This is a genomic window from Mesorhizobium sp. RSR380A, from assembly GCF_054719385.1.
This window is the reverse complement of sequence record NZ_JBTTIB010000001.1, coordinates 2283803-2308245: the sequence shown is the minus strand read 5'-3', so window position 1 is coordinate 2308245 and position 24443 is coordinate 2283803. Positions and strand designations below refer to the sequence as shown.

Annotated in this window: 18 protein-coding genes, 1 tRNA gene and 1 pseudogene; 17 read left to right on the top strand and 3 right to left on the bottom strand. The window is 62.9% G+C overall.

What is annotated here, in order from left to right; genetic code table 11:
* Position 1 precedes the first annotated feature (1 nt).
* Both ACYG9Z_RS11110 and ACYG9Z_RS11105 read left to right on the top strand, forming a co-directional pair.
* Positions 2-76 (top strand) — tRNA-Glu (locus ACYG9Z_RS11110).
* A 196-nt stretch (positions 77-272) separates the two neighbouring features.
* A complete protein-coding gene (locus tag ACYG9Z_RS11105) occupies positions 273-1097 on the top strand; it encodes a three-Cys-motif partner protein TcmP (RefSeq protein WP_023752905.1) in 825 nt (274 codons plus the stop codon).
* Here the strand turns inward: ACYG9Z_RS11105 and ACYG9Z_RS11100 are convergent.
* A complete protein-coding gene (locus tag ACYG9Z_RS11100) occupies positions 1094-1846 on the bottom strand; it encodes a DUF5131 family protein (protein WP_023752906.1) in 753 nt (250 codons plus the stop codon). The two genes, ACYG9Z_RS11105 and ACYG9Z_RS11100, sit on opposite strands and share 4 nt — an antisense overlap.
* 835 nt (positions 1847-2681) lie before the next feature.
* On the opposite strand from ACYG9Z_RS11100, the gene ACYG9Z_RS11095 reads away from it, so the two are divergent.
* The 5 genes and pseudogenes from ACYG9Z_RS11095 (at position 2682) to ACYG9Z_RS11075 (ending at position 7661) form a co-directional block, all read left to right on the top strand.
* Positions 2682-3263, top strand: a complete 582-nt coding sequence (locus ACYG9Z_RS11095; RefSeq protein ID WP_023752907.1) for a VOC family protein — start codon at positions 2682-2684, stop codon at positions 3261-3263.
* Between the two features lie 25 nt (positions 3264-3288).
* A complete protein-coding gene (locus ACYG9Z_RS11090; RefSeq protein WP_023752908.1) occupies positions 3289-4170 on the top strand; it encodes a glutathione S-transferase family protein in 882 nt (293 codons plus the stop codon).
* Positions 4171-4391: 221 nt separating this feature from the next.
* Positions 4392-4759 (top strand): annotated as a pseudogene (locus tag ACYG9Z_RS11085) (hypothetical protein).
* Positions 4760-5143: 384 nt separating this feature from the next.
* On the top strand, positions 5144-6340 hold the full coding sequence (locus tag ACYG9Z_RS11080) for an IS256 family transposase (protein WP_286456782.1): 1197 nt from the start codon (positions 5144-5146) through the stop codon (positions 6338-6340).
* Positions 6341-6749: 409 nt separating this feature from the next.
* Positions 6750-7661, top strand: coding sequence for a DUF2865 domain-containing protein (locus ACYG9Z_RS11075; protein WP_023751662.1), 912 nt, complete (start codon positions 6750-6752; stop codon positions 7659-7661).
* A gap of 118 nt (positions 7662-7779) precedes the next feature.
* On the opposite strand, the gene ACYG9Z_RS11070 is transcribed toward ACYG9Z_RS11075, so the two are convergent.
* A complete protein-coding gene (locus ACYG9Z_RS11070) occupies positions 7780-8136 on the bottom strand; it encodes a hypothetical protein (RefSeq protein ID WP_023693676.1) in 357 nt (118 codons plus the stop codon).
* Between the two features lie 242 nt (positions 8137-8378).
* Between ACYG9Z_RS11070 and ACYG9Z_RS11065 the strand changes: the two genes are divergently transcribed.
* The 7 genes from ACYG9Z_RS11065 to phoB all read left to right on the top strand — a co-directional run bounded on the left by ACYG9Z_RS11065 (position 8379) and on the right by phoB (position 19576).
* Positions 8379-12887, top strand: coding sequence for a PAS domain-containing hybrid sensor histidine kinase/response regulator (locus tag ACYG9Z_RS11065; protein ID WP_460222814.1), 4509 nt, complete (start codon positions 8379-8381; stop codon positions 12885-12887).
* Between the two features lie 496 nt (positions 12888-13383).
* Positions 13384-14412: a substrate-binding domain-containing protein gene (locus tag ACYG9Z_RS11060; RefSeq protein ID WP_023670113.1), complete on the top strand. Its 1029-nt coding sequence runs from the start codon at positions 13384-13386 to the stop codon at positions 14410-14412.
* A gap of 96 nt (positions 14413-14508) precedes the next feature.
* Positions 14509-15969: a phosphate ABC transporter permease subunit PstC gene (gene pstC / locus ACYG9Z_RS11055; protein WP_023751663.1), complete on the top strand. Its 1461-nt coding sequence runs from the start codon at positions 14509-14511 to the stop codon at positions 15967-15969.
* Positions 15966-17282: a phosphate ABC transporter permease PstA gene (gene pstA, locus ACYG9Z_RS11050; RefSeq protein ID WP_023683971.1), complete on the top strand. Its 1317-nt coding sequence runs from the start codon at positions 15966-15968 to the stop codon at positions 17280-17282. Before pstC ends, pstA begins: the two co-directional genes overlap by 4 nt.
* A 17-nt stretch (positions 17283-17299) precedes the next feature.
* On the top strand, positions 17300-18124 hold the full coding sequence (pstB, locus tag ACYG9Z_RS11045; RefSeq protein ID WP_023683970.1) for a phosphate ABC transporter ATP-binding protein PstB: 825 nt from the start codon (positions 17300-17302) through the stop codon (positions 18122-18124).
* A gap of 41 nt (positions 18125-18165) precedes the next feature.
* Positions 18166-18870, top strand: a complete 705-nt coding sequence (gene phoU, locus ACYG9Z_RS11040; RefSeq protein WP_023670109.1) for a phosphate signaling complex protein PhoU — start codon at positions 18166-18168, stop codon at positions 18868-18870.
* A 16-nt stretch (positions 18871-18886) separates the two neighbouring features.
* Positions 18887-19576 carry a phosphate regulon transcriptional regulator PhoB gene (gene phoB, locus ACYG9Z_RS11035; RefSeq protein WP_023822590.1) on the top strand — a complete coding sequence of 230 codons (690 nt, stop codon included), beginning with the start codon at positions 18887-18889 and terminating at the stop codon, positions 19574-19576.
* A 30-nt stretch (positions 19577-19606) separates the two neighbouring features.
* Here the strand turns inward: phoB and ACYG9Z_RS11030 are convergent, their stop codons facing one another.
* Positions 19607-20842, bottom strand: a complete 1236-nt coding sequence (locus ACYG9Z_RS11030) for an ROK family protein (protein ID WP_023715019.1) — start codon at positions 20840-20842, stop codon at positions 19607-19609.
* A gap of 265 nt (positions 20843-21107) precedes the next feature.
* On the opposite strand from ACYG9Z_RS11030, the gene xylF reads away from it, so the two are divergent.
* The 3 genes from xylF (at position 21108) to ACYG9Z_RS11015 (ending at position 24419) form a co-directional block, all read left to right on the top strand.
* Entirely contained in the window at positions 21108-22148 is a 1041-nt protein-coding gene (gene xylF, locus ACYG9Z_RS11025) for a D-xylose ABC transporter substrate-binding protein (protein WP_023670106.1), read from the top strand.
* A 144-nt stretch (positions 22149-22292) separates the two neighbouring features.
* Positions 22293-23609, top strand: a complete 1317-nt coding sequence (locus ACYG9Z_RS11020) for a sugar ABC transporter permease (protein ID WP_023715018.1) — start codon at positions 22293-22295, stop codon at positions 23607-23609.
* 12 nt (positions 23610-23621) lie between these two features.
* Complete coding sequence (locus ACYG9Z_RS11015) at positions 23622-24419, top strand: ATP-binding cassette domain-containing protein (protein ID WP_023683966.1); 798 nt, start codon at positions 23622-23624, stop codon at positions 24417-24419.
* Positions 24420-24443: the final 24 nt, after the last annotated feature.

Sequence of the window (24443 nt, the reverse complement as noted above, 5' to 3'; positions counted from 1 at the left end):
CGCGCCCATCGTCTAGCGGTCAGGACACCGCCCTCTCACGGCGGGAACAGGGGTTCGATTCCCCTTGGGCGTACCAAGATTTCCAATAGCTTAGCACTCACCGGAGCGGTTTCGTTGACTACGAACTGCGACAGAGGCCGATTCGATCTGTTCGCGGGCATTGCCAGGCGCCAAAGGCGCAGACTGGCGCCTCGACCCCTTCGCGACCAGTTCGAGACTTGACCATAAAGCTGAGATAAGGTCGCCGGCGGGAAGCGCGGGAGGGGTTTGCGGTGGGGGAACTGGTGGAAGGCGATGATGGCCTCCCGGTCGAAGAAGTCGGCGCATGGGCAAAAGATAAGCATCAATCACTGTCGCGCTATGTCGATATTTCCAGAGGCGTCCGTTCAAAATGGCTCGACCCTGGGAAGGCTGGCGCTACTTACATCGATCTCTTTTGCGGCCCTGGCCGTGCAAAGGTTCGGCGAACGGGCGAGTTTATCGACGGCAGTTGCGTCGCGGCATGGAATGCCAGCCTCAACGGTGGCACGCCTTTCTCTGAGGTGATCATCGCCGATGCAGATGACGAGCGCCGCGATCTGGCCGCGCAACGCCTCCGACGGCTCAAAGCACCCGTGATAGAAGTTGGCGGAGATGCGGCGAACTCAATCCATGCGGTCATGTCGAGGCTCAAGCCGCAAGGCCTGCACTTCGCATTTCTCGACCCCTATAATCTCGCGTCATTCGACTTCTGCGTGATGCAGGAACTGGCCAAGCTCAAATACATCGACATTTTGGTTCACGTAAGCAAGATGGACCTTCAACGCAACCTCGGTATCAATGTGAAAGCGCAGCAGTCCGCATTCGATATGTTTGCGCCCGGCTGGAGATCGGCTGTAGATCTTAGGCAGTCGCAACCGGCCATTCGCCGTGATGTGTTTAGCTTCTGGAAGCAGAAGGTAGCGAACTTGGGGATCGGCGCTTCTACCGATATGGAGCTTATAACGGGTAGCCGAGGTCAACACCTATACTGGCTAACCTTGGTCGCTCGACACCAACTTGCCCACGCCTTTTGGAAAGTGGCGTCCAACAAGTCTAAGCAGGGCTCGCTTTTCTAAATCGTCGCCGTCGGCATCTCGTCGTAGGTTCGGCCGTTCAACGTTCGGCCCGTCGCCTTCTTGTTGCGGCCACCCCACTGCTTGAAGAAAAACGCCGTTCCGCTACGCCGGCACATGGTCTCAATTTCATCGACCCAGCGCGGATTCATGTCACGGGCGCCCGGCCCAGATTCGCCGCCGACGATCGCCCAATGAATGGCCTTGAGATTGGCGCGGGCGACGGAACCGATCAGAGGCTCGAGAGAGACGAAGCGGATTGCAGCAGGCACGCGACGCAAGTCGTCGAGGCGGTCGAGCACGCGGCTATCTTCGACGCTGGTCCCGAGCCACACATTTGGTAGGACCGGGAAGTCGCCACGTGTGAGGACGCTCGCCATGACCTCTGGTCGCTTGGTCAAAATCTGGTAAGTATGACGCGGCGTTTCCTCCATCACAGTCCAGACTTGTCGGATGAAGTCAGCCGGGATATCAATATGGAATAGGTCCGACATCGAATTGACGAAAACCCGACGCGGCTTCGACCAGGAGGCAGGGATCGCGAGAGACTTCGGATCGGTCACGACCTTACCTGTCCATTTAGCGCGACCGCCGGTTTTGCGCGTCAAGCCCTGGTATTTCTCCATGCCCATCGCTTCGAGGCGCGCTGCCATGCGCATCGCGTAACAATTCGTGCATCCGGCAGTCAGGATTGTGCAGCCCGCCACCGGGTTCCACGTCGCGTCCGTCCATTCGATTGAAGTTTCAGCCATCGGATCATTCTCCCCTTTGAGAGTGACTATTCTGTGAAGCTTTGGCCAGTCTGTTGGTTCAGGTGTCCGGCGCCAGCCGCCTGATCGTGCCCGCGACGTATGACAGCGCCAGATGCGCGTAGTGTTTCTCTGCCACGGCGGGCAACGGCTCAGCCGTTTTCCCCCAACATCCCAACGTTCAGGCAAGCAGCTGTATGGGTTGCGCTTGACGGTGAGGGTTTGGCGGGGCCGAGCGAAAGCCGTTCACATACGCATGTCCCGAATGCACCCAATTTAAGTCAGGCCGCGACGCTTGAAAGCGTAGCAATCTCTCTGTTACTTGCGGTGCGGGGATAGCATCTGCGGCAACGCGGATTTGGTTGGGCATAGCAAGTATGAGTTCGGCAAAAATGATATGCCCGCGCTGTCACGGCAGCGGGCAGGTTTTCGATTGCTTGAAATGGCGTGAGTCGAAAGGGCATTGCTGCCCGCAAGGTACGCATCGGGCCGGCTGTCCCGGGCAGACCATGGCATGCGCCGAATGCGCGGGCCTGGGCACGCTGGCGGAGGCCGAACTTAGAGCCGTCGCTTAGCCAAGATTCGACAACCTTGAGCGCTTGGCTCTCCACGCATCGTTAGCTATCGTCGCTTCTGGCGCGGCGCTGCCAATTGCACTAGCATCATTGTACGAAGCCTTTCCAAAGGGCTCGTTACGGCGCGCAAAACGCCGGGGAACAGATAGGGGGAAACGCCGCCAGGCATGCACATCGGCCACGCGCATGGCGTGCGGCGATGGTATGAGGTGGCGGGATCCAAGCTCGCCCCGGAAGGCGAGGGGTCGGCGAGGAGGAGACCGATGCGGAAACTGCAATCGCAGGGCGTCCATCACATCACGCTCGTCGGCGCCGGGCGCCAGACCTCGATCGATTTCTGGGAAGGCGTGCTCGGCATGCCGTTCATTTTCGAGCAGCCCAACCTCGACAAGCCAAGCGAAAGCCATCTTTATTTCGATCCCGGCGACGGCAGGCTGATCACCGTCTTCACCGACGAGAGCCGCACGCCGGTCAAGCGGCGCACGCCCACCGAACCGGGCTGCGTCCATCATATTGCGTTCTCGGTGTCGCGCGTGACCTTCCTGCAGGCGGTCGCCCGGCTCGACGAGCGCGCCATCAAGCACAGCGGCGTCAAGGATCGCGGCTTCATGGATTCGATCTATTTCGAGGATCCGCTCGGCCTCTTGATCGAGCTGGCGTCCTATCGCTTTGAGCCGCCGGCCGGCTTCACCCACGCCGATGTGCTGATGCAGGCGCACAAGCTGCGCGTTGCGCGCGGCGACTACAACATCGCCGAAGTGCACCTTGCCGACGCGATCCAGACGCTGGTCGAACGGTCGCGCGCGACCTTGTCGGACGACCGGACGCCGAAGAATCCATACTGACGGCCAGCAAAAGGGGAGGACCATAATGGCAAAGACAGTTAAGAGCGCTGGCAAACCAGCGGCCAAGCCAGCAGCAAAAGCGGCAGCGAAGCCGGCCGCAAAGGCGGCCGTAAAGGCCGCGCCGAAGGCAGCCGCGAAGCCGGCCGCGAAAGCCGCGACAAAGCCGGCTACTAAGATGTCGGGGCCGAAGGCCAAGGGGGCGAAAAAACCGGCGCTGAAGCTTTCGATGCTGAAGCCGAGCGTCAACAACATGACCGTCCGGGTGTTTGCCCGTGCGGCCGGGTTCGACGCCGCCGAGACCGACGCCTGGGGCCACACGCGGTCGCCGGAATATATGGCGCGCAATCCGGCGCATCTGACGCCGATGATCGAGGACAAGGGGCTGCCGCGCGGCGTGCTGTGGGAGAGCTGTGCCATCATGCAGTATCTCGCCAACAAGCACGGGCTGGAGAAATTCTATCCCAAGGCGCCGGCCAAGCGGGCGATGGTCGACAGCGCCATGTTCTACCTGATCGGCACGCTCTACCCGTATGTGGCGCGCGCCACCTATCCGGCGCTGGGTTTCCCGCACTATGCCGGTGAGGTCGGCCATAGCGACGCTCATCCAGAGAAGAAGTCCGAGGCGCAGAAGGCCGCCATGGCGGCGATTGCCGAGCCGCTGGAGGTGTTTCACTCCTTCTTCAGGGACGGCAAGCCGTTCATCGGCGGCAAGCACCCGTCGATCGCCGACATACGCCTGGCATCGACGCTGGAGTTCCTGGCCGTCATCGACTATGCGCTGCCCAAATGGGCCAAGGAGTATGTCGCGGCGATGGAGAAGAAACTCGGCCAGGCCTATGCCGAGCCGGCCGGCGACGTGCGCGGCTACATCGCCTATGTGAAGTCGCAGGCCAGCGCGCAAAACTAAGGATTCGTTTAACCAAAACGCTGTCTATTGAAGGCACCGCGCGACCACGGATGTACTGGCGCAAGGGTGAAGGGAAAGGTCGGCGCAATGCCGGCCTTTTGCTTTTCGCCGATGCGCCATCAGGCCCGTCTCATGCCGTAAAGTCTGACATCAGGCATATTGCCATCGTCTGCTTCGACCCTACCATCATGGTCGGCGGACGACACATGAGGAGCTTTGCGATGAAGGGCGTAGCGAGAGTGTTTGCGATTGCCGGTGTTGTGTTGGTCGGAGGCTACCCGTGCAATGCCGCGCCGCTCGACACGATGGCGGAGATCGGCGATGCCATCCAGGCGTGCTGGACGCCGCCGGCGGGTGCTGGAAATGCCAGCGTCACCTTGAGCTTCAGCTTCAAGCGCGACGCACGCTGATCGGTCCGCCGCGGCCGACGGCGATCAAGGTCGATGGCGATGCGGATACCAGGAAGTCGTTCGTCGACGCCGCAACCACTGCCCTGCAAAAGTGCCTGCCGTTGAGCTTCTCGCCGACGCTGGCGCAAGGCGTCGCGGGCAATGTCTTCACCTTGCAATTCGCCTCGCCCAAGCAATAAGCGAGCGGGCGAGCGTTTCACCGTTTCACAGAAACGGCAACCCGCTCCCTCGTCGTCTTGACGCAATTCCCAAGGGAAAGCGCCACGCGCTTTTCCCGGGAAAACGGCTCGCACTTTTCCTGGAATTGCTCTGATCAGTTGTGCGGGCGCCTGATATCGACATGCCGCTGCAGTTCCGGCGCCTCGAAGACGTAGTCGGCCCAGGCGGATTCCGGAATCTGTCCGGCCAGATAGCATTCCAGCAACAGGCTCTGTTCGGGATCGAGCGCTCTCGGCGCCCGCTCATGGTAGTGTGCTGAGAGTTCTGCAAATTCGCTGAGAGGGGGCGGTCATGGCAGGCTGGTGATTGTTCACGTCACCTGATTCCCGCGAAGGAACGCCACCATGACCAAGACTGAAGTTAAGACCGCCAGCGCTGCCGTCAAAGACATTTTGCTTTCGAACCCGGATGGATTGCACGAAGTGCTCCGTGCGGTGATGCAGGAGGTGCTTGAGGCCGAGATGGACGAGGCGCTGGGTGCCTCGAAGAGCGAGCGCACGCCCGAACGGCTTGGCTATCGCTCGGGCTATTACGGCCGCACCCTTGTGACGCGGGTCGGCAAGCTCGAGCTGCGGGTTCCGCAGGACCGGGCCGGGCGCTTCTCCACCGAGCTGTTCGAGCGCTACCAGCGTTCCGAGCGGGCCTTGGTGGCGACACTGGCGGAGATGTATGTGCAGGGCGTGTCGACCCGCAAGGTGAAGGCGATCACGGAAGAACTGTGCGGCCATGCCTTCTCGGCCTCGTCGATCTCGGCCATCAACAAGCGGCTGGACGAGAGCCTCGCTGCCTTTGCCAGGCGCCCCCTTCAAGAGCCGTTTCCTTACCTCATCCTCGATGCGCGCTACGAGAAGGTGCGTGAAGCCGGTGTTGTCATGAGCCAGGCGGTGCTGATAGCGGTCGGTATCGACTGGGACGGAAGGCGCCAGATCCTGGCCGTGGAGATGGCCAATCGCGAGAGCCGCTCGGCCTGGAGGGACTTCCTCGTCGGCCTCAAGGCGCGCGGCCTCAAGGGCGTCGAGTTGGTTGTGTCCGACGATCACGCCGGCCTGGTGGCAGCGATCGGCGAGGTGATCCCCGAAGCCGCCTGGCAACGCTGCTACGTGCACTTCCTCAGGAACGCGCTCGATCATCTGCCGAGGAAGCACGGCGACGACTGCCTGCAGGAATTGCGCTGGCTCTACGACCGGCGCGATCTCGCAGAGGCCAGGGCTGATCTTGCCGCATGGCTTGCCAAATGGTCGGCACGCTATCCGCGCCTGACAGGCTGGGCCGAGGATGCCATCGAACAAACCCTGACCTTCTTCAGGCTGCCCAGACAGCACCACAAGCATCTCAAATCCACCAACATGCTGGAGCGGCTCAACGAGGAAATCCGCCGGCGCACCTATGTCGTGCGCATCTTCCCCAATACCGAAAGCTGCCTGCGCCTGGTCAGGGCGTTGGCCGTCGAGACCAATGAAAACTGGATGGAGGCCAACCGATACATCAATATGGACGACCTGCGCGAGCACAAGAAGCTCGCTCTGCGCCAAGCCGCATGACCAGCATCATGGCCGCCCCATTTTGCAGAACTTGACGCACACAACCCCGCTCATGGTCCAGGCCCAGCGAGTGGAACAGGTTCCTGGTCAGGCCAGAGACAGTGAAGTGAATAGACATCTTCGGTCTCCTTTGCCCGACACAACGCAAGACACCGGAGAAAGGTTTCATCCGCAAGGGCCGATAACGCGGGATCGATGATTGCGGCGGCCTGGGCTCGCCCGAGCCTGGCTACGTCTCAATCTTGAAACAAAAGTGTAATAGCGAATTTACAGGAACTGCATAATACACTCGGCATAAAATACCTAGCGGTTGCTGGCGTCTCTTGAATTAGACTTGCCTCACGCATTGAGGCTCAATCGGCTGGAGCGACGATCGGCTCCACAGGGGTACAAGGACCAGGTGTCGCCGATGATGCGTTTGTGGCTTGTCGTGACCTTTGCACTGGTGTCGGTAGCGGCAAGCGTCCTCGGCATTTCGGCTTCCCTTGCCGATCCATGCGCCGCGGTCAGGAGCCAGCTGGCACCGTCCGGCCGCAGCGGCGGGATCAGCTCCGAGCTTGCGCAGCTACGTCGCCAGCTTGCGGCGATCCAGGGGCTGGAGAGGCAACGCCGGTGCACGGCGCAAAGTGCGGTGGGGGGCTTCTTCAATGCTTGCGCCGACCTCGCCAAAAGCCGCACACAGGTGCAACGCCAGATCGCCGGCGCCGCGATTTCGCGCCGGGATGCGTCCGGACTGCAGGCCAGGCTCGTCGCGCTCGGCTGCACGCCCGCCGCCGGGCAACAAAGACAGCGTCCGGCTGGCGCCATGATCGGCAGCAATTCGATGCTGTTTTGCGTTCGTCTCTCGGACGGCTATTTCTTCCCGGCGCCGAAATCGCAGTTCGTGCAAGGCGGCGATGTCAAGGAGATGGTCGATCAGTGCCGCTACATCTGCGACGATGCCGGCGTCGACCTGTACATGCTCAGTGACCCAAGCCTTGAAACCGAAGAGATGGTCGCGCTCGATACGCGCACATCCTACAAGGACCTGCCGACGGCCTTCAAATATCGCGATGATGCGAACTTCAGGGCCTGCGACCTCAAGCGCTATCACCGGCGCGTTGCCGAGCTGAGAGCGCGCACGGTGACGCCAGCCAATATGGCCAACGCGATCATTCCTTTGCCGTCAGCGAAGCCGGATCTTGGCACCGTGGCGCAACTTCCCCAGCCTGGCGCAGACGCTGCAGAGGCCAGGGGCGCCGCCCAGCGACAATCGGTCGAGCCACTGGCCGGCTCGCGGCCGGTCAGGGTGGTCGGGCCGGCTTTCTTCCCGGCGGAGTAACCTGCGCCTAGAGCGTTTCACCGTTTCACCGAAACGGCGAACCGCTTTATGTCTTTGTTTTACGCAATTCCGGACGGAAAACCGTTTCACACTTTTCCTGGAATTGCTCTAGTACCAGCTATTCGCAAACCATCCTGTAGCGTTTGCCGGGTTCGCTGACATTCTTGCAGGTGAGCGGATTGGCCGGTTCGGAAGCCATGCTGGGCGGGCTGGACCTGACGTGCCGCCTTGGCGCAGCTATTTGTGTTGTGTGCCTGCGTGCCGCGGGCCGGTAGGGCTCCTGCGGCGGCGGCGTCGGAAACACACCGGCTGCCGCCTGCATCCGGCTGGCCTCAGTCTGCGACGGATCGCGATCCCAGACCCGCCTGATATCGAGCGGCTTCGGGATCACCACCGTGCCGTCATAGCTGCGTGCGCAGCCGCTGCCCGCAAGCAGCGCCAGGCACAGGAAACAAGGCACGATCCAACCGGTCATCAGCAACACCCCCGCCGACTTATAGCCCGGCCGGGGTTCCGCCGACAACCGGCGGAATACCGCAGGGCAATGTGGCTCTGGCCGCAGTCTGGATTGGTTATGGTTAGCGGATCATTAATGCTTCTCGGGCACATTCCGCCGGCGAACCGCTGAGGGGGTTCGGCCTTGGCTTTCGGGGTGGGAACGGGATGGCTGACGGGACTGTTGGAACACGCGGCGGACGCGGTTCCCGAAAAGGGGTGGTGAACGGCCAGGATACGTCCGTCGGGGTTTCGCCCGAAGCGCTGCGCGAACTGGTCGGGGCCGGCGCCGACTGGGTCTGGGAGACCGACGCCGAGCTGCGCTTTTCCTGGCTTTCGGAGAACTACCAGGCCGCCACCGGCATCGATCCGGCCAGCATTCTTGGCCGTTTCCGCTTCGATTTCCTCAAGCAGATGGTGCACGGCAATCGACACGCCGCCGCGCATCTGGAGGATCTGCAGGCGCATCGGCCGTTTCGCGACTTTGTTTATGAGTTGAAGGGCGGCCGTCCCGGCTGCCGCTGGGTTTCGATCACCGGTTCCCCGCGGTTCGACGGCGAAGGCGAATTCATCGGCTATCGCGGCATCGGCCGCAACGTCACGGCACTGGCCGGTGCGCTGGACGAACTGCGGGAGGAGGAGAGCGATCCGCCGGCCGGCGAGGCCACGCAGCACCTCGCCGATCTCGAGCGGACGATGGATGCCATGCATATGGGCGTCGTGCTGCTTGACGAAAAGCTCGGCACACTCATCGTCAACAAGGCCTATCGCGAGCTCTCCAGGATTCACGATGGCGCCGTCACTGTCGGCGCGCCGTTCAGTCTGTTGATGGAACTCAACCGCCGCAACGGCATCTACGGCGATCTCGATGAACAGCAGTGGCAGCACTACCTAGCCACCCGCATCGAGGAGATCAGCGCCGGCTCGGTTGCGCCACGCGAATTTCTCCATGCCAATGGCAGGACGATGATGTTCTCCGTGACGGCGTTGTCCGGCGGCAAGCGGCTGTTGACCTACTACGACGTCTCCGAGCTCAAGCGTCGCGACGCCGAGATCGAGAGTGCCAACGCCAAAATTACGGAGACCTTCGCCAATCTTCGCACGATGGTCGACCAGATGCCGATCGGCGTGCTCGTCCTCGATGCGGAGATGCGCGCGGAGGTGATCAACCGCGCCTTCTATGATTTCTGGGAAATCGATCCCCGACGCGCCGGCATCGGCTGCGGCTTCCGCGAACTGATGCAGGCCAGCCGCGATATGGACCCTTACGGTGCTGACGATGCCGAATGGCAGGGCCACATCGCCGAGCGCGAAGCAGAAATCTCGGCCGGCCTGGTGGGCTCCAGGCAACTGCCACGCAATGACGGCCGTACGCTGATTGCCTCGCTGGCGCCGCTCGCCGGCGGCAAAAGGCTGATCTCCTATGTCGACGTCACCAACATGAAGGATCGCGAGGCTGAACTCGCCCAAGCGCTGGAGAAATCGCGGCTGGCCGAGGCGGTGATCAACGGCGTCAAGGACCCGATCTTCGTCAAGGACGACAATCTGCGTTTCGTCTTCGTCAATGAGGCGTTTTCGGCACTGTTCGGACAGAGCCCGCAAGCGATGCTGGGCAGGCCCGGCGGCGACTTCCTCAAGCAAAAGGACGCCGCGCAATTCGAAGACAGCGAACGCGCCGTGCTGGCGACCGGCACGCCCTACGAGGTCGAGGAGACTTTCGACGCCGAGGGCGCCAGCCGCTCGCGCATCGTGCGCAAGAACCGCGTCGGCATGCCCAGCGGCCGCAACTATGTCGCCGGTTTCCTGTTCGACATCTCCGACATGAAGCGCCGCGAGACCGAAGCCGAGGACGCCCGCAAGAACCTCACCACGGTGCTGGAGTCGCTGCCGGCGGCCGTCATCATCTATGACCGCGACGACAAGTTCGTCTTTGCAAACCGCAAGCTGCAGGACACGCTGCCGGAGCTGAAACCGGCATGGCAGCCCGGCCGCAGCTTCCGCGAGGCCCTGGAACTCGGACATTCGGTCGGCTATTTCCGATCGAGCGGCGATCGAGAAATCGATAGGCTCTATGAAGGCGACCCCGATGTCTGGCTCAATGCCATCCTCGCCCGCTATCGCCTGCCCAACTCGTCCTATGAGCGCCTCAATGCGGACGGCCGCTGGTATCAGGTCTACGATATGCGCACCGAGGACGGCACCTTCATCGGCGTGCGCGTCGACATCTCGGAGATCAAGAGCCGCGAAAAGGCGCTGCAGGAAAGCATGCGCCAGATCGACCTGTTCCGCCACGTCATGGACGAACTGCCGGTCGCCGCCTTCATCAAGGCGCAGGATCTGAGCATGGAATTCGTCAACAAGGCCTGGTGCGCGCTGACCGGCATCCCCAAGGAGGAAGTCATCGGCCGGACCGATCTCCAGCTTTTCGGCATCGACGACGCCGAAACCTACACCCATGACGACACCGAGGTCGTCGTCACCGGCCGCGGCCGCGAGATCGAGGAGCCCGTTACCCATCGCGACGGCACGGTGCGGCAATTGATGACGCGCAAGAGCCGGCTGGTGGCGCTCGATGGGTCGGTGCACCTTGTCGGCTCCAGCACCGACATCACCGACGTCAAGGCGCGCGAGCAGGCGCTGGAAGAGAGCATGCGCGAGAACGAGGTGTTCCGCAATCTCATCGACAACGTGCCGGTGTCGATCTACGCCAAGCGCTCCGACCTCAGGCAGTTCTACGTCAACAAGGGCTGGTGCGACCTCACCGGCCTCCGCAGGGAAGACGCGATCGGCAAGACGGACATCGAGATTTTCGGCGAAGACGGCGAAGCCTTCGTCAACAGCGATCTCGCCGTGCTGCGCACAGGCGATACACAGGAGATCGAGGAAACGGTGACGCTTGCCGACGGCAGCGTGCGCCACCAGTTCGCCCGCAAGGGCGCGATGATCGCGTCCGACGGTTCGCTCTATCTGATTGGGTCGACCACCGACATCACCGAACTGAAGCTGCGCGAGGCCGAACTGCGCGAGGCGCGCCAGCGCGCCGTGCTGGCCGACCGCGCCAAGTCGGAATTCCTGGCCAATATGAGCCACGAGATCCGCACGCCGATGAACGGCGTACTCGGCATGGCCGAGTTGCTGGCCAAATCCGACCTCGATCCCAAGCAGAAGACGTTCACCGATATCATCGTCAAGTCGGGTAACGCGCTCTTGACCATCATCAACGACATACTGGACTTCTCCAAGATCGATGCCGGACAGCTGGTGCTCGACCCTGCGCCCTTCAACCTGCCCGAAGCGATCGAGGATGTGGCGACGCTGATATCGACGCGCGCCAAGGAGAAGGACCTCGAGCTCATCGTGCGCGTCGAGCCGGGCCTGGAAAGCCTGTTCGTCGGCGATGTCGGTCGCGTCAGGCAGATCGTCACCAATCTGGTCGGCAACGCGGTGAAGTTTACCGACGAAGGCCACGTGCTGGTCGACGTGACCGGACAAAGGGGGCCGACGGGGACAAAGCTTACCGTTTCGGTCACCGACACCGGCATCGGCATTCCGCAGCAGAAATTAAAGCTCGTCTTCGAAAAATTCAGTCAGGCCGACACCTCGTCGACCAGACGCCACGAAGGCACAGGGCTCGGGCTCGCCATCACCTCGCGGCTGGTCGAGTTGATGGGCGGCGAGATCGGTGTCGAGAGCGCCGAAGGCAAGGGCTCGACCTTCTGGTTCACCGTGACATTGCCCAGGGCCGAGGAACAGACCGGACGGCGGATCATGCCGGTCGACGTGACCGGCTCACGGGTGCTGATCGTCGACGACAATGCCGTCAACCGATCGATCCTGAGCGAGCAGATGGCGTCATGGACCTTCGATTCCTGCGCCGCCGAAAGCGGACCCGAAGGGCTCAAGGTGCTGGTCGCCGCGGCTGCCTACGGCGTGCCGGTCGACTGCGTCGTGCTCGATTATCAGATGCCGGGGATGAGCGGCGCCGAAATGGCGCGCGTCGTGCGCAACACCGCAGGGCTGGCCGACACGCCGATCATCATGCTGACCTCGGTCGACCAGTCGCTCGCCAACACCAGCTATCGCGATCTCGGCATCGACGCCCAGCTGATCAAGCCGGCGCGTTCCTCGGTGCTTCTGGAAACGCTGGTCGCCACCATCCAGCGGCACCATCACAATATCACGGACAGCCGTGTGCTGCCGGCGGCAAGCAGCGGTTCCGGCGGCGGCAGGAACGAACCGTCGCCGGCAAAGCCGCCGCTCGCTGCATCGGAACGCGCCTTGCTGCAACCGCCGCCGGTTCGTGCCCGCGCCCGGGCCGCCGGGGATGAACGCCGGCTCGACATTCTCGTTGCCGAGGACAATGAGGTGAACCAGATGGTGTTCACCCAGATAATCGGCGAAACCGGCTACAGTTTCGAAATCGTCGGCAACGGCCGCAAGGCGCTCGACGCCTTCGGCCGGCTTAATCCGCGCATGATCCTGATGGACGTCTCGATGCCGGAGATGAACGGGCTCGAGGCCACCGCCGCAATTCGCCGGCTGGAAGAACATACGGGTATGCATATCCCGATCGTCGGCGTCACCGCGCATGCCTTGAAGGGCGACCGTGAGCGCTGCCTGGAAGCCGGCATGGACGACTATCTGCCCAAGCCGATCAGCCCCAGGGCGCTGCTCGAAAAGGTCGAGCGCTGGGTCGGCATATCAGGCGAAGCCCAACGAGACGCTGGATAGCAACCTGCGGCGCCGCCGGGATTCGGCCGCGCCGCAACAGCCAAGGATATGGTGCGATCGCACCATATCAAAGCTGGCGCCCAGTCAGGACAATGGTCGCAACGAAACCGCTCATTCAGTTACGGGCGGGAGCAAGCGACCGCCGACAAGAAACAGCGTCGAATCTACCCCAACGGACCTGTTTTTGGCGATGGCTCGGCCAAGATTCGCTCTGGTCACGGGCAACGCGCTCCCGTCCGGTTTTTCTTTCTCGGCATCGCGGCCTGCGGTGTGCCGGGACTTGATGCCAGCACGAATTGCGCAAGCGTCTGATTCCAGCGGCAACTTCCATTCCCACAAACCGGCTTAAAGGGTGCGGCCCACAAGACGTCTGTGCGACGTTACCGGGCTGACACGAAACTGTCATGCGACTGTAATAATCGAAGGCTATTGGCCTCAGCGGGCGCCGGTTTGAAGAGGGCGCCAAGAGACCATCTTCCGAACAGGAGCAGGCCACATGAAGAAATTCCTCGTTACGGCATCGGCCGTGGCGGTAGCGTTCGCCGCATCGTCCGGTGTCGCCGCTGCGCGTGACCAGATCCAGGTCGCCGGTTCGTCGACCGTGCTGCCTTACGCCAAGATCGTCGCCGAGCAGTTCGGCGAAACCTTCACCAACTTCAAGACCCCGGTGGTCGAGTCCGGCGGCAGCGGCGCCGGCATCAAGGAGTTCTGCAAGGGCGTCGGCGAAGACACGATCGATATCGCCAACTCCTCGCGCCCGATCAAGAAGGACGAGCTGAAGTCCTGCGCCGACGCCGGCGTCAAGGACGTCCAGGAAGTCCGCATCGGCTATGACGGCATCGTCTTTGCCACCGACATCAAGGGTCCGGACTGGGCGCTGGTTCCCGCCGACATCTACAAGGCGCTCGCCGCCAAGCTGGTGGTCGACGGCAAGCTGGTCGACAACCCGAACACCAAGTGGAACCAGGTCAATCCGAAGCTGCCCGACTGGGATATCGCCGCCTATATCCCGGGTGAGAAGCACGGCACCCGTGAAGTGTTCGAGACCAAGCTGCTCGACGCCGGCTGCGACAAGGCCGCTTTGAAGGCTGCCGGCATCGCCGACGACAAGGAAATCGGCAAGACCTGCATCGCCATCCGCAAGGACGGCAAGGCTGTCGACATCGATGGCGACTACACCGAGACGCTGGCCCGCATCGACTCCAACAAGACCGGCGTTGGCGTGTTCGGCCTCGCCTTCTACGAGAACAATGCCGACAAGCTGAAGGTCGCTACCGTGGAAGGCATCGTGCCTTCGACGCAGACCATCGCCGATGGCACGTACCCCGTGTCGCGGCCGTTGTTCTTCTACGTCAAGAAGGCGCATCTGGGCGTCGTTCCCGGCCTCAAGGAATATGTCGAGTTCTTCCTTGATGACCAGATGATCGGCCCGGAAAGCCCGCTCGCCCAGTACGGCCTGGTTTCCGCTCCCGACGCCGAACGTCAGGGCCAGCGCGACGCCTTCGCCGCCGGAAAGACGATGTAATCAACCGACCGGATCAGGGCGCGGACCAAATCCGCGCCCTGATTTCGCCGCTTGCCGCAACGGTGGCGGCGATCTGAATTTTCCCTGGGGTGGGTGATGTCGTCCTTGCTCGTACTCGCCATAGTCATCGCCATAGGCGTGGTCGCTTTTGTGATCGGCCGCCAGCGCGCAGCGGCGCAGGATACCGGCAAGGTCAAGCCGCATTCGCGCGCGCATTATCATGGCTGGTGGGCCTTTCTGCTCGCGGTCCTGCCTGCCGTCCTGCTGCTCGCCGTCTGGGATATCGGCTCTCCCTTCTATCTCGACCGGCACATCCATGCCGCTTTGCCCGAGCGCACCGCCGACACAAAGGTGGCCAGCGAAGCGCTCGACGCCAGCCTGGTGAAGAGCCTGGCCAAGGGCCTGCGCCGGCTCGATGGCGATACCGCACTTCCCGCTACTTTCGCCGAATTGCAGCCGCTGCTCGCCGCCAAGGGCGTGGCACTGGCCAGCGACACACAGGACTATATGATCCCGATCGCGGTCGAGGCGAACCAGGTCCAGGACCGGCTCGGCCTGTTCGGCGCCGTGCTGACCTTCGCGCTGTCGGTCGCCGGCGCCTTCTATGCGCTGAGGCAGATCGCGCCGCGCGCCAGGGCGCGCAACAATGTCGAGAAGCTGATGCTGTGGGGGCTGCTTGCGGCCTCGACCATCGCCATCCTGACCACGGTCGGCATCGTGCTGTCGATGCTGTTCCAGACGATCACCTTCTTCGAGAGCGTATCGCCGATGAGCTTCTTCTTCGGCACGGTGTGGGATCCGCGTTTCGCCGCCGCCGGTTCCGGCGGCAGCCAGGGTCAGTTCGGCCTGATCCCGCTACTCGCCGGCACGCTCTACATCGCCGCCGTCGCGCTTCTGGTCGCAGTGCCGGTCGGGCTGATGTCGGCGGTCTACATGTCCGAATATGCCTCGCGCGGTGTGCGCTCGGTGGTCAAGCCGGCGTTGGAACTGCTGGCCGGCATTCCGACCATCGTCTACGGCATCTTCGCCGTTGTCACGCTCGGACCGTTCTTGCGCGACCTGTCGGCGGCACTCACCGGCGGCTCGCCCTTCATCCAGGGCCAGAGCATCTTCACCGCCGGTCTGGTGATGGGCGTCATGCTGATCCCGGTCGTGTCCTCTTTGTCCGACGACATCATCACCGCGGTGCCGCGCGCAATGCGTGACGGCTCGCTCGGCCTCGGCGCCACCCGCTCCGAGACGATCAAGCGGGTGATCCTGCCGGCGGCACTGCCCGGCATCGTCGGCGCCATCCTGTTGACGGCGTCGCGCGCCATCGGCGAGACGATGATCGTCGTGCTGGCGGCGGGCGTCGCCGCCAATCTGACGGCCAATCCGTTCGAGGCGATGACGACCATCACCGTCAAGATCGTCAACCAGCTGACCGGCGACCTCGAGTTCAACTCGCCGCAGACGCTGGTCGCCTTCGCGCTCGGCCTGACGCTGTTCGCGCTGACGCTGGTGATGAACATCGTCGCCCTCTACATCGTGCGCAAGTACCGGGAGCAGTACGAATGACCGACATCCCCCTGGACACGATGGCGGGCGCCGTCGCGCGACCGCGCCGCGACATCGGGCTGAAGGCGCGCTATGCCGCCGAACGCCGGTTCCGCATCTATGGCGTGATTGCGATCTCGGTGGGCCTGGCGTTCCTGGCCATCATGCTGATCACCATCGTCTCGAAAGGCTACACCGCCTTCTGGCAGACGACGGTGACGCTGCCGGTCACCTTCGACGAGAAGGTGATCGATCCCTCCGGCAAGCGCGCGACCGACCCTACCGTGCTGATCAAGGCGAACTATCCCAAGCTCGCCGAAAACGCGCTGGTGGCCAAGCTCGGCATCGATCCGGCCAACAAGCCGATGATGCTGAAGCTCAAGGGCTTCCTGTCGGAAGGCGCCCGCGTCCAGCTGCGCGACATCGTCTCCGCCGATCCGTCGGTGATCGGCAGGACGCGTGACGTCGACATCCTGGCTGCCGCGAACCTCGACTCGGCCTTCAAGGGCCAGATCGACCTCGGCGTCGATGAAGCGCGCCGCAAGGTGTCCAACCAGCAGATCGACTGGATGAACAAGCTTAAAGCCGACGGCGTGATGGCCGAGCATTTCAACACCGGCCTGTTCACCTATGGCGCCTCCAGCCGGCCCGAAACGTCGGGCATGGGCGTGGCGATCATCGGCTCGTTCTACATGATGGTGATCGTGCTGTTGCTGGCGCTGCCGATCGGCGTCGCCGCCTCCATCTATCTGGAGGAGTTCGCCAAGAAGAACCGCTTTACGGACCTGATCGAAGTCAACATCAACAATCTCGCGGCGGTGCCGTCGATCGTCTTCGGTCTGCTTGGCCTTGCCGTGTTCATCAACTTCCTCGGCATGCCGCGCTCGGCTTCCTTCGTCGGCGGCCTGGTGCTGACCTTGATGACATTGCCGACCATAATCATCGCCACGCGCGCCGCCCTCGCCGCGGTGCCGCCGTCGATCCGCTCGGCGGCCCTAGGTCTCGGCGCCTCCAAGATGCAGATGGTGTTCCATCACATCCTGCCGCTTGCCGCCCCAGGCATCCTTACCGGCACCATCATCGGCCTGGCGCGTGCGCTCGGCGAGACAGCACCGCTGCTCTTGATCGGCATGGTCGCTTTCGTCGCCGATTATCCGACGACGCCTTTCGATCCGGCGACCGCGCTGCCGGTTCAGATCTATATGTGGGCAAACGAGGCTGAGCGCGCTTTTGTCGAGCGCATGTCCGGCGCCATCATCATCCTGCTCGTCTTCCTCATGGCCATGAACATCACCGCGATCGTGCTCCGGCGCCGCTTCGAGCGGCGCTGGTAGAAAAAAGGCAATTTGGTATGAACATCATGACCGAACAGTCCCTTGAGAATGCAGTGGGCGACAAAATGAACGCCAAGTCGAACGAAGTCATCAAGATGCGCGGCGACAAGGTCGGCGTCTTCTACGGCGAGAAGCAGGCGTTGTTCGACGTCAATCTCGACGTGCGTCAGAACCAGGTGACGGCGCTGATCGGCCCGTCCGGCTGCGGCAAGTCGACCTTCCTGCGCTGCCTCAACCGCATGAACGACACCATCGATTTGGCGCGGGTGACCGGCAAGATCACGCTCGATGAAGACGACATCTACGACAAGAACATCGATGTCGTCGAACTGCGCGCCCGCGTCGGCATGGTGTTCCAGAAACCCAACCCGTTCCCGAAGTCGATCTACGAGAACGTCGCCTACGGCCCGCGCATCCATGGGCTGGCCAAGCGCAAGTCCGACATGGACCAGATCGTCGAGCAGAGCCTGAAGAAGGCGGCGATCTGGAACGAGGTCAAGGACCGCCTGCAGGAGCCCGGCACCGGCCTGTCCGGCGGCCAGCAGCAGCGCCTGTGCATCGCGCGCGCCATCGCCGTGTCGCCGGAGGTGATCCTGATGGACGAGCCCTGCTCGGCGCTCGATCCGATCGCCACCGCCCGTGTCGAGGAGCTGATCGACGAACTGCGCCAGAACTACACGATCGTCATCGTCACCCACTCGATGCAGCAGGCGGCGCGCGTGTCGCAGCGCACGGCGATGTTCCATCTCGGCTATCTCGTCGAGGAGGGCGCCACCGACAAGATGTTCACCAACCCCGACGACAAGCGCACCCAGGACTACATTACCGGCCGCTTCGGCTGAGCCGTCCGGCGGGTGAATTTTCAGGCACGAGGACCAAGATCATGGGTGAACATACCGTCGCCTCCTTCGATGAAGAGCTCGGGCAGATCAGCAAGCTGATCCGCGACATGGGCGATCTGGCAGGCTCGATGGTCAGCGGCTCGACCAGGGCGCTGCTCAATTCGGACAATGCGCTGGCACAGCGTGTCGTTTCCGACGACGCCATCATGGATGCGCGCCAGCGCGAACTGGACGACCGCGCCATCACGCTGATCGCCAAGCGCCAGCCGATGGCCAACGATCTGCGCGCCGTGGTCGGCTCGATCCGCATGGCGGGCGACCTCGAGCGCATCGGCGACCTCGCCAAGAACATCGCCAAACGCGTCGGCACCGTGGGCTTGAGCGTCACGCCGCGCGACCTCTCGCACTCCATCGACGCCATGGCGCAACTGGTGCTGATCCAGGTGCAAGGCGTCGTCGAGGAATATGCCGCCACCGATGCGGCAGCGCTTGCAAAACTCAGGAATGACGACGAGCGCATCGACGTCAAATACACGTCCGTGTTTCGTGAGCTCTTGACCTACATGATGGAAGACCCTCGCAACATCACCGCCTGCACGCATCTCTTGTTCTGCGCCAAGAATCTTGAGCGCATCGGCGATCATGTCACCAACATCGCCGAAAATGCGTATTATGTGCTGACCGGCCAGCAATTGCCCGCCAATCGTCCGAAGCAGGACGAGACGGCGATGGCCACGCCGGCCTGATGAGGGTGAACTGCCTATGATCGCGCCACGCATCATGGTCGTGGAGGACGAGGAGCCACTAGGCGTGCTCCTCCGCTACAACCTCGAATCCGAAGGCTATCAGGTCGAGGTGGTGACACGCGGCGACGAGGCCGAGATCCGCCTGCAGGAAAACGTGCCCGATCTCCTGGTGCTCGACTGGATGGTGCCGGCTGTTTCCGGCATCGAGCTCTGCCGGCGGCTTAGAGTGCGGCCCGAAACCGAGCGGCTGCCGATCATCATGCTGACCGCGCGCGGTGAGGAAAGCGACCGCGTGCGCGGCCTGTCCACCGGTGCCGACGACTATCTGGTCAAGCCATTCTCGACGCCGGAGTTCATGGCGCGCGTGAAAGCGCTGCTGCGCCGCGCCAAGCCGGAAGTGCTGTCGAGCGTGCTCAAGGTCGGCGACATCGTGCTCGATCGAGAATCGCACCGGGTCTACCGCAAGAAGAGCGAGATCAGGCTCGGACCGACCGAGTTCCGGCTGCTCGAATTCATGATGCGCCATCCCGGCCGCGTGTTCTCGCGCAGCCAACTGCTCGACAATGTCTGGGGCGAGACGATCTATATCGACGAGCGAACCGTCGACGTCCATGTCGGGCGATTACGCAAAGCGGTCAACAACGGCCGCATGCCGGATGTCATCCGTACCATTCGCGGCGCCGGCTACGCGATCAGGGAAGACTAGGATGCTGCGCGTCGCGCCGTTGCCGGCCATTCAGGCGACATGCTTGCCGGATTTGGCCTGAATGCCCGGCGCGAAAATCTCCTGATCGACGAAGCCGAGCGCGCGCATGGCGCAGCCTTCGCGGATCAGCGGCAGTTCGTTGGGCTCGGTGTCGAAGGAGATCGACTTCGAGTGCTGGCCGCCGGCAGTCTGGGCGATGGCCTCGCGCAATGCCGGCTCGATCAGGTCGAAGGCGGCGGCGCTGACGCCTACCATGGCGACGGGTGCCGGATCGATCAGCGCAAACAGGCTGCCGAGGCCGAAGCCGAGCGCCTCGCCGGCCTTGCGATAGGCTTCGCGCTCCGGGCCGTCGGTTTCGCGGGCGCGCGCGGCGAGTGCGCGCATATCAGCGTCGCCGATATCGACCGGCTCGGCATCCTCGCCCATCATTTTGGCGCTGCGCCAGATGGCGTAGTTTCCGGCATAGGCTTCCACGCAGCCGCGCCGCCCGCAGCGGCAGAGCGCGCCGCCCGGACGGTGGATCATGTGGCCGAACTCGCCGCCCGAGGAATGGGTGCCGGTGAACAGTTCGCCTTTCAGCACCAGGCCCATGCCGATGCCGTGCGATAAGAGGATGGCGATAAAATTGTCGCGGTAGCGCTCGGGCTGGCGCCATTGCAGCGCCACCGCCATCATATTGCAGTCGTTCTCCATGGTGGCAGGAATGCCGAATTCCACTTCCAACATGTCGGCGAAGGCAATGTCGGTCAGTGGCGTGATTGGCGACCACAGCATGGCCCGCGCCTGCGAATCGGTGATGCCCTGGATGCCCATGGCAATGCGGGCGATGCTCTGGACGTCCAGGTCCGGGTCCTCGAGACGCCTCCGGACGATTGCTACGCATTCGCCGATCAGTTCGTCGCGCGGCTTGGTCAGCGTGTCCAGCCGGCGCTGTTCCTCGGCGACGACGTGGCCGGCATAGTCGATGACGGTGACGGACAGGAAATTGAGCGACAGCACGACGGTCATCACCGCCGCCGCTTCCGGGTTGAGACCAAGGCCCACCTGCGGCCGGCCGCGTTTCAGTGCGCCGGTCTCGCCAGGTTTGCCTTCAATCAGGATGCCTTCTTGAATCAGATCAGACGAGATTGCCGATATGGTCGAGTGGCTGAGGCCGGTGGTCGCCGCAATCTCGGTCCGCGACGGCTGGCCGGCCCGGCGCACGGCTGAAATCACCATCGCACGGTTGCGACGGCGCAGATCGTCGTGGCGGATTCCAACCGACATTTGTTTCCTCCCGGCCTCCTCGCGCCTCATGATAGTGAAGGCGTTCGACGGCACCAGCCAAATATTGGCAGACGCCGGCAGCCCTGTCATTGTTTATTGCGGACCTCGAAAAAATTCGGCAAGGCCATCAGAATCCATCAGAATCGATGTTGACAGCGCCTTATCATTGAACCAGTATTTTTTCGAGGCTCGAAAAAATAGGGCCTCTGTGTGCCGGCCCTCGGGCCAGTTTTGTCGCGCCGCACGCGGCGCAGGGAGGATTATGATGAACAGATTTGCAGCCGCCATGCTGGCGGGTGTCGCCATGTCGCTGGCGCTGGTGTCGGTCGCGCAGGCGAAGGACAAGGTCATCGGCGTGTCGTGGTCGAACTTCCAGGAAGAGCGCTGGAAGACCGACGAGGCGGCGATGAAAACGGCGATCGAGGCTGCCGGCGACAAGTACATTTCCGCCGACGCGCAGTCCAATCCCGGCAAGCAGCTGACCGACGTCGAAAGCCTGATCTCGCAGGGCGCCAACTCGCTGATCATCCTGGCGCAGGACGCCTCGGCCATCGGCCCGGCGGTGCAGAAGGCGCTGGACGAAGGCATTCCGGTCGTCGGCTATGACCGCCTGATCGAGAACAAGGACGTCTTCTACCTGACCTTCGACAACAAGGAAGTCGGCCGCATGCAGGCCCGCGAAGTGTTCAAGGCGAAGCCCGAAGGCAACTATGTCTTCATCAAGGGCTCGGGCTCGGATCCGAATGCCGATTTCCTGTTCTCGGGCTCGATGGAAGTGCTCAAGGAAGCCATCGACTCGGGCAAGATCAAGAATGTCGGCGAGGCCTATACCGATGGCTGGCTGCCGGCCAACGCCCAGAAGAACATGGAACAGTTCCTGACCGCCAATGACAACAAGGTCGATGCCGTGGTTGCGGCCAATGACGGCACCGCCGGCGGCGTTGTCGCCGCGCTGACGGCGCAGGGCCTTGCCGGAACGGTTCCGGTCTCGGGCCAGGACGGCGACCATGCCGCCCTGAACCGCATCGCGCTCGGCACGCAGACGGTGTCGGTGTGGAAAGACGCGCGCGAACTCGGCAAGAACGCCGCCGAGATCGCCTCGCAGCTTGCCGATGGCAAGAAGACGGGCGACATTGCCGGCGCCAAGGACTTCACCACGCCTGGCGGCAACACCGTCAAGTCGCTGTTCCTGACCCCCGTCGCGATCACCAAGGACAACCTCAACGTCGTCATCGACGCCGGCTGGATCAAGAAGGACGAAGTCTGCACAGGCGTCGCCGCCGGCAGCGTCGCGGCTTGCAACTGATCTCGACGACTTGAAGAAATGAGGCGCCGCGGCTGTCAAGCCGCGGCGTTTTCTCTACGAGAATTGTGTGTTTCCGCCATCGGCGGCAAACTTCTAGGCTGTGGTCCGGCATCCGCGCCAGACGGCAAGCCGCTGGAGGACATCATGACCGACACGACCTCAAATCCGCAGGCCGATACGGCACGAGCGTCTGAACTCGGCGCGGTCGCCCGGTTCCTGAAAGCGACCGAGCTCGACACGCGCATGCTCGGCATGGTCGGCGCGCTGCTGGTCATCTGGGTCGGCATACATATCCTGTCGGGCGGGCTTTTCCTGACGCCGCGCAATCTTTGGAACCTGTCGGTGCAGACGTCCTCCGTCGCGATCATGGCGACCGGCATGGTATTGGTCATCGTTATGCGCAACATCGACCTTTCGGTGGGCTCCGTCGAAGGCGTGATCGGCATGATCATGGGCGTGGCACAGGCCGAATTCCTGATTCGCATCATCGGCTTCCAGCTTGGAAACCCCTGGCTCTGGATCGTCGCGCTTGCCGCCGGCGTGGTGCTTGGTCTGCTGATCGGCGCGTTCCAGGGCTTCATCATCGCCTATATGCAGGTTCCGGCCTTCATCGTGACGCTTGGTGGCCTGCTGGTCTGGCGCGGCATGGCATGGCTCATCACCAGCGGGCGCACGGTCGCGCCACTCGACGCCACCTTCCAGCTGATGGGCGGCGGACCACGCGGCTCGATTGGCGCCGCTGCCAGCTGGATCGTCGGCATCGTCGCCTGCGCGGCGGTCGCCTTCGCGCTGCTCAACGGTCGCTCGCAGCGCAAGCGCTTCAGCTTTCCACTGCGCCCCGTCTGGGCCGAGACCTTGCTTGGCGTGGTCGCTTGCGCGGCCATCCTCGGCGCCGTGTGGATCGCCAATTCCTATCCATGGCCGATCGGCATCGTGCGCCAGTACGCACAGCAGAACGGCATCACCGTTCCCGAAGGCGGGCTGTTCATCGCGCATGGCATCGCCATACCGGTGCTGATGGCGGTGATTGCCGGCATCATCATGACGTTCATCACCAAGCGCACGCGTTTCGGCCGCTATGTCTTCGCCATCGGGGGCAATCCGGAGGCAGCGGAACTCGCCGGCATCAACACGCGCTGGGTGACCATGAAGGTGTTCATGATCATGGGTGTGCTGGCTGCAATCAGCGCGGCGATCTCGTCGGCCCGTCTCAATGCGTCAACCAATGCGCTGGGCACACTGGACGAGCTTTTGGTGATCGCGGCCGCCGTCATCGGCGGCACGTCGCTCGCGGGCGGCGCCGGAACGGTGATGGGCGCCATGCTCGGCGCGCTTCTGATGCAGTCGCTGCAATCCGGCATGGTGCTGCTCGGCATCGACTCGCCGCTGCAGAGCATTGTCGTTGGCGCTGTCCTGGTCATCGCCGTCTGGCTCGACACCGTCTACCGCAAGCGCGTCTAGGGAGGAACGACTATGGAAAAAACTGCTCCCACCGGTACGCCACTGATCGACATGCGCAACATCTCGATCGCGTTCGGTGGCATTCGCGCCGTCGACGATGCGTCCATCGATCTTTTCCCGGGCGAAGTGGTGGCGCTGCTTGGCCACAACGGCGCCGGTAAGTCGACGCTGATCAAGATCCTGTCGGGCGCCTACAAGCGCGATGCCGGCCAGATCTTGGTCAACGGCCAGGAGGCCTCGATCTCCAATCCGCGCGACGCCAAGAAATACGGCATCGAAACGATCTACCAGACGCTTGCGCTGGCCGACAATGTCGACGCTGCCGCCAACCTCTTCCTCGGCCGCGAACTGATGACCGCGTGGGGGACACTCGACGATGTCGCCATGGAGGCCGAGGCGCGCAAGGTGATGGGCCGGCTCAATCCGCGCTTCCAGCGCTTCAAGGAGCCCGTGATCAAGCTATCGGGCGGCCAGCGCCAGTCGGTGGCGATCGCACGCGCCATCCTGTTCAACGCCCGCATCCTGATCATGGACGAACCGACGGCCGCGCTTGGGCCGCAGGAGACGGCGCAGGTCGGCGAACTGGTCAAGCAGCTCAAGGCCGACGGCATCGGCATTTTCCTGATCAGCCACGACATTCACGACGTGTTCGAGCTTGCCGACCGGGTCTGCGTAATGAAGAACGGCCAGGTCGTCGGCACCGCGCTCACCACCGATGTGACGCAGGACGAAGTGCTCGGCATGATCATCCTGGGAAAGTGCCCGCCCGGCGCCATTCCCGGTCCGGGTGCGCTGAAGATCGCGGCCTGAGACCACGCTATCGTCAGCTGTCAT

Bases quoted from the DNA above. Each gene is read 5' to 3' on its own strand.
- ACYG9Z_RS11100 (WP_023752906.1), bottom strand. From the start codon at position 1,846: ATGGCTGAAACTTCAATCGAATGGACGGACGCGACGTGGAACCCGGTG.
- ACYG9Z_RS11095 (WP_023752907.1), top strand. From the start codon at position 2,682: ATGCGGAAACTGCAATCGCAGGGCGTCCATCACATCACGCTCGTCGGC.
- ACYG9Z_RS11090 (WP_023752908.1), top strand. From the start codon at position 3,289: ATGGCAAAGACAGTTAAGAGCGCTGGCAAACCAGCGGCCAAGCCAGCA.
- ACYG9Z_RS11080 (WP_286456782.1), top strand. From the start codon at position 5,144: ATGACCAAGACTGAAGTTAAGACCGCCAGCGCTGCCGTCAAAGACATT.
- ACYG9Z_RS11075 (WP_023751662.1), top strand. From the start codon at position 6,750: ATGATGCGTTTGTGGCTTGTCGTGACCTTTGCACTGGTGTCGGTAGCG.
- ACYG9Z_RS11070 (WP_023693676.1), bottom strand. From the start codon at position 8,136: ATGACCGGTTGGATCGTGCCTTGTTTCCTGTGCCTGGCGCTGCTTGCG.
- ACYG9Z_RS11060 (WP_023670113.1), top strand. From the start codon at position 13,384: ATGAAGAAATTCCTCGTTACGGCATCGGCCGTGGCGGTAGCGTTCGCC.
- pstC (WP_023751663.1), top strand. From the start codon at position 14,509: ATGTCGTCCTTGCTCGTACTCGCCATAGTCATCGCCATAGGCGTGGTC.
- pstA (WP_023683971.1), top strand. From the start codon at position 15,966: ATGACCGACATCCCCCTGGACACGATGGCGGGCGCCGTCGCGCGACCG.
- pstB (WP_023683970.1), top strand. From the start codon at position 17,300: ATGAACATCATGACCGAACAGTCCCTTGAGAATGCAGTGGGCGACAAA.
- phoU (WP_023670109.1), top strand. From the start codon at position 18,166: ATGGGTGAACATACCGTCGCCTCCTTCGATGAAGAGCTCGGGCAGATC.
- phoB (WP_023822590.1), top strand. From the start codon at position 18,887: ATGATCGCGCCACGCATCATGGTCGTGGAGGACGAGGAGCCACTAGGC.
- ACYG9Z_RS11030 (WP_023715019.1), bottom strand. From the start codon at position 20,842: ATGTCGGTTGGAATCCGCCACGACGATCTGCGCCGTCGCAACCGTGCG.
- xylF (WP_023670106.1), top strand. From the start codon at position 21,108: ATGAACAGATTTGCAGCCGCCATGCTGGCGGGTGTCGCCATGTCGCTG.
- ACYG9Z_RS11020 (WP_023715018.1), top strand. From the start codon at position 22,293: ATGACCGACACGACCTCAAATCCGCAGGCCGATACGGCACGAGCGTCT.
- ACYG9Z_RS11015 (WP_023683966.1), top strand. From the start codon at position 23,622: ATGGAAAAAACTGCTCCCACCGGTACGCCACTGATCGACATGCGCAAC.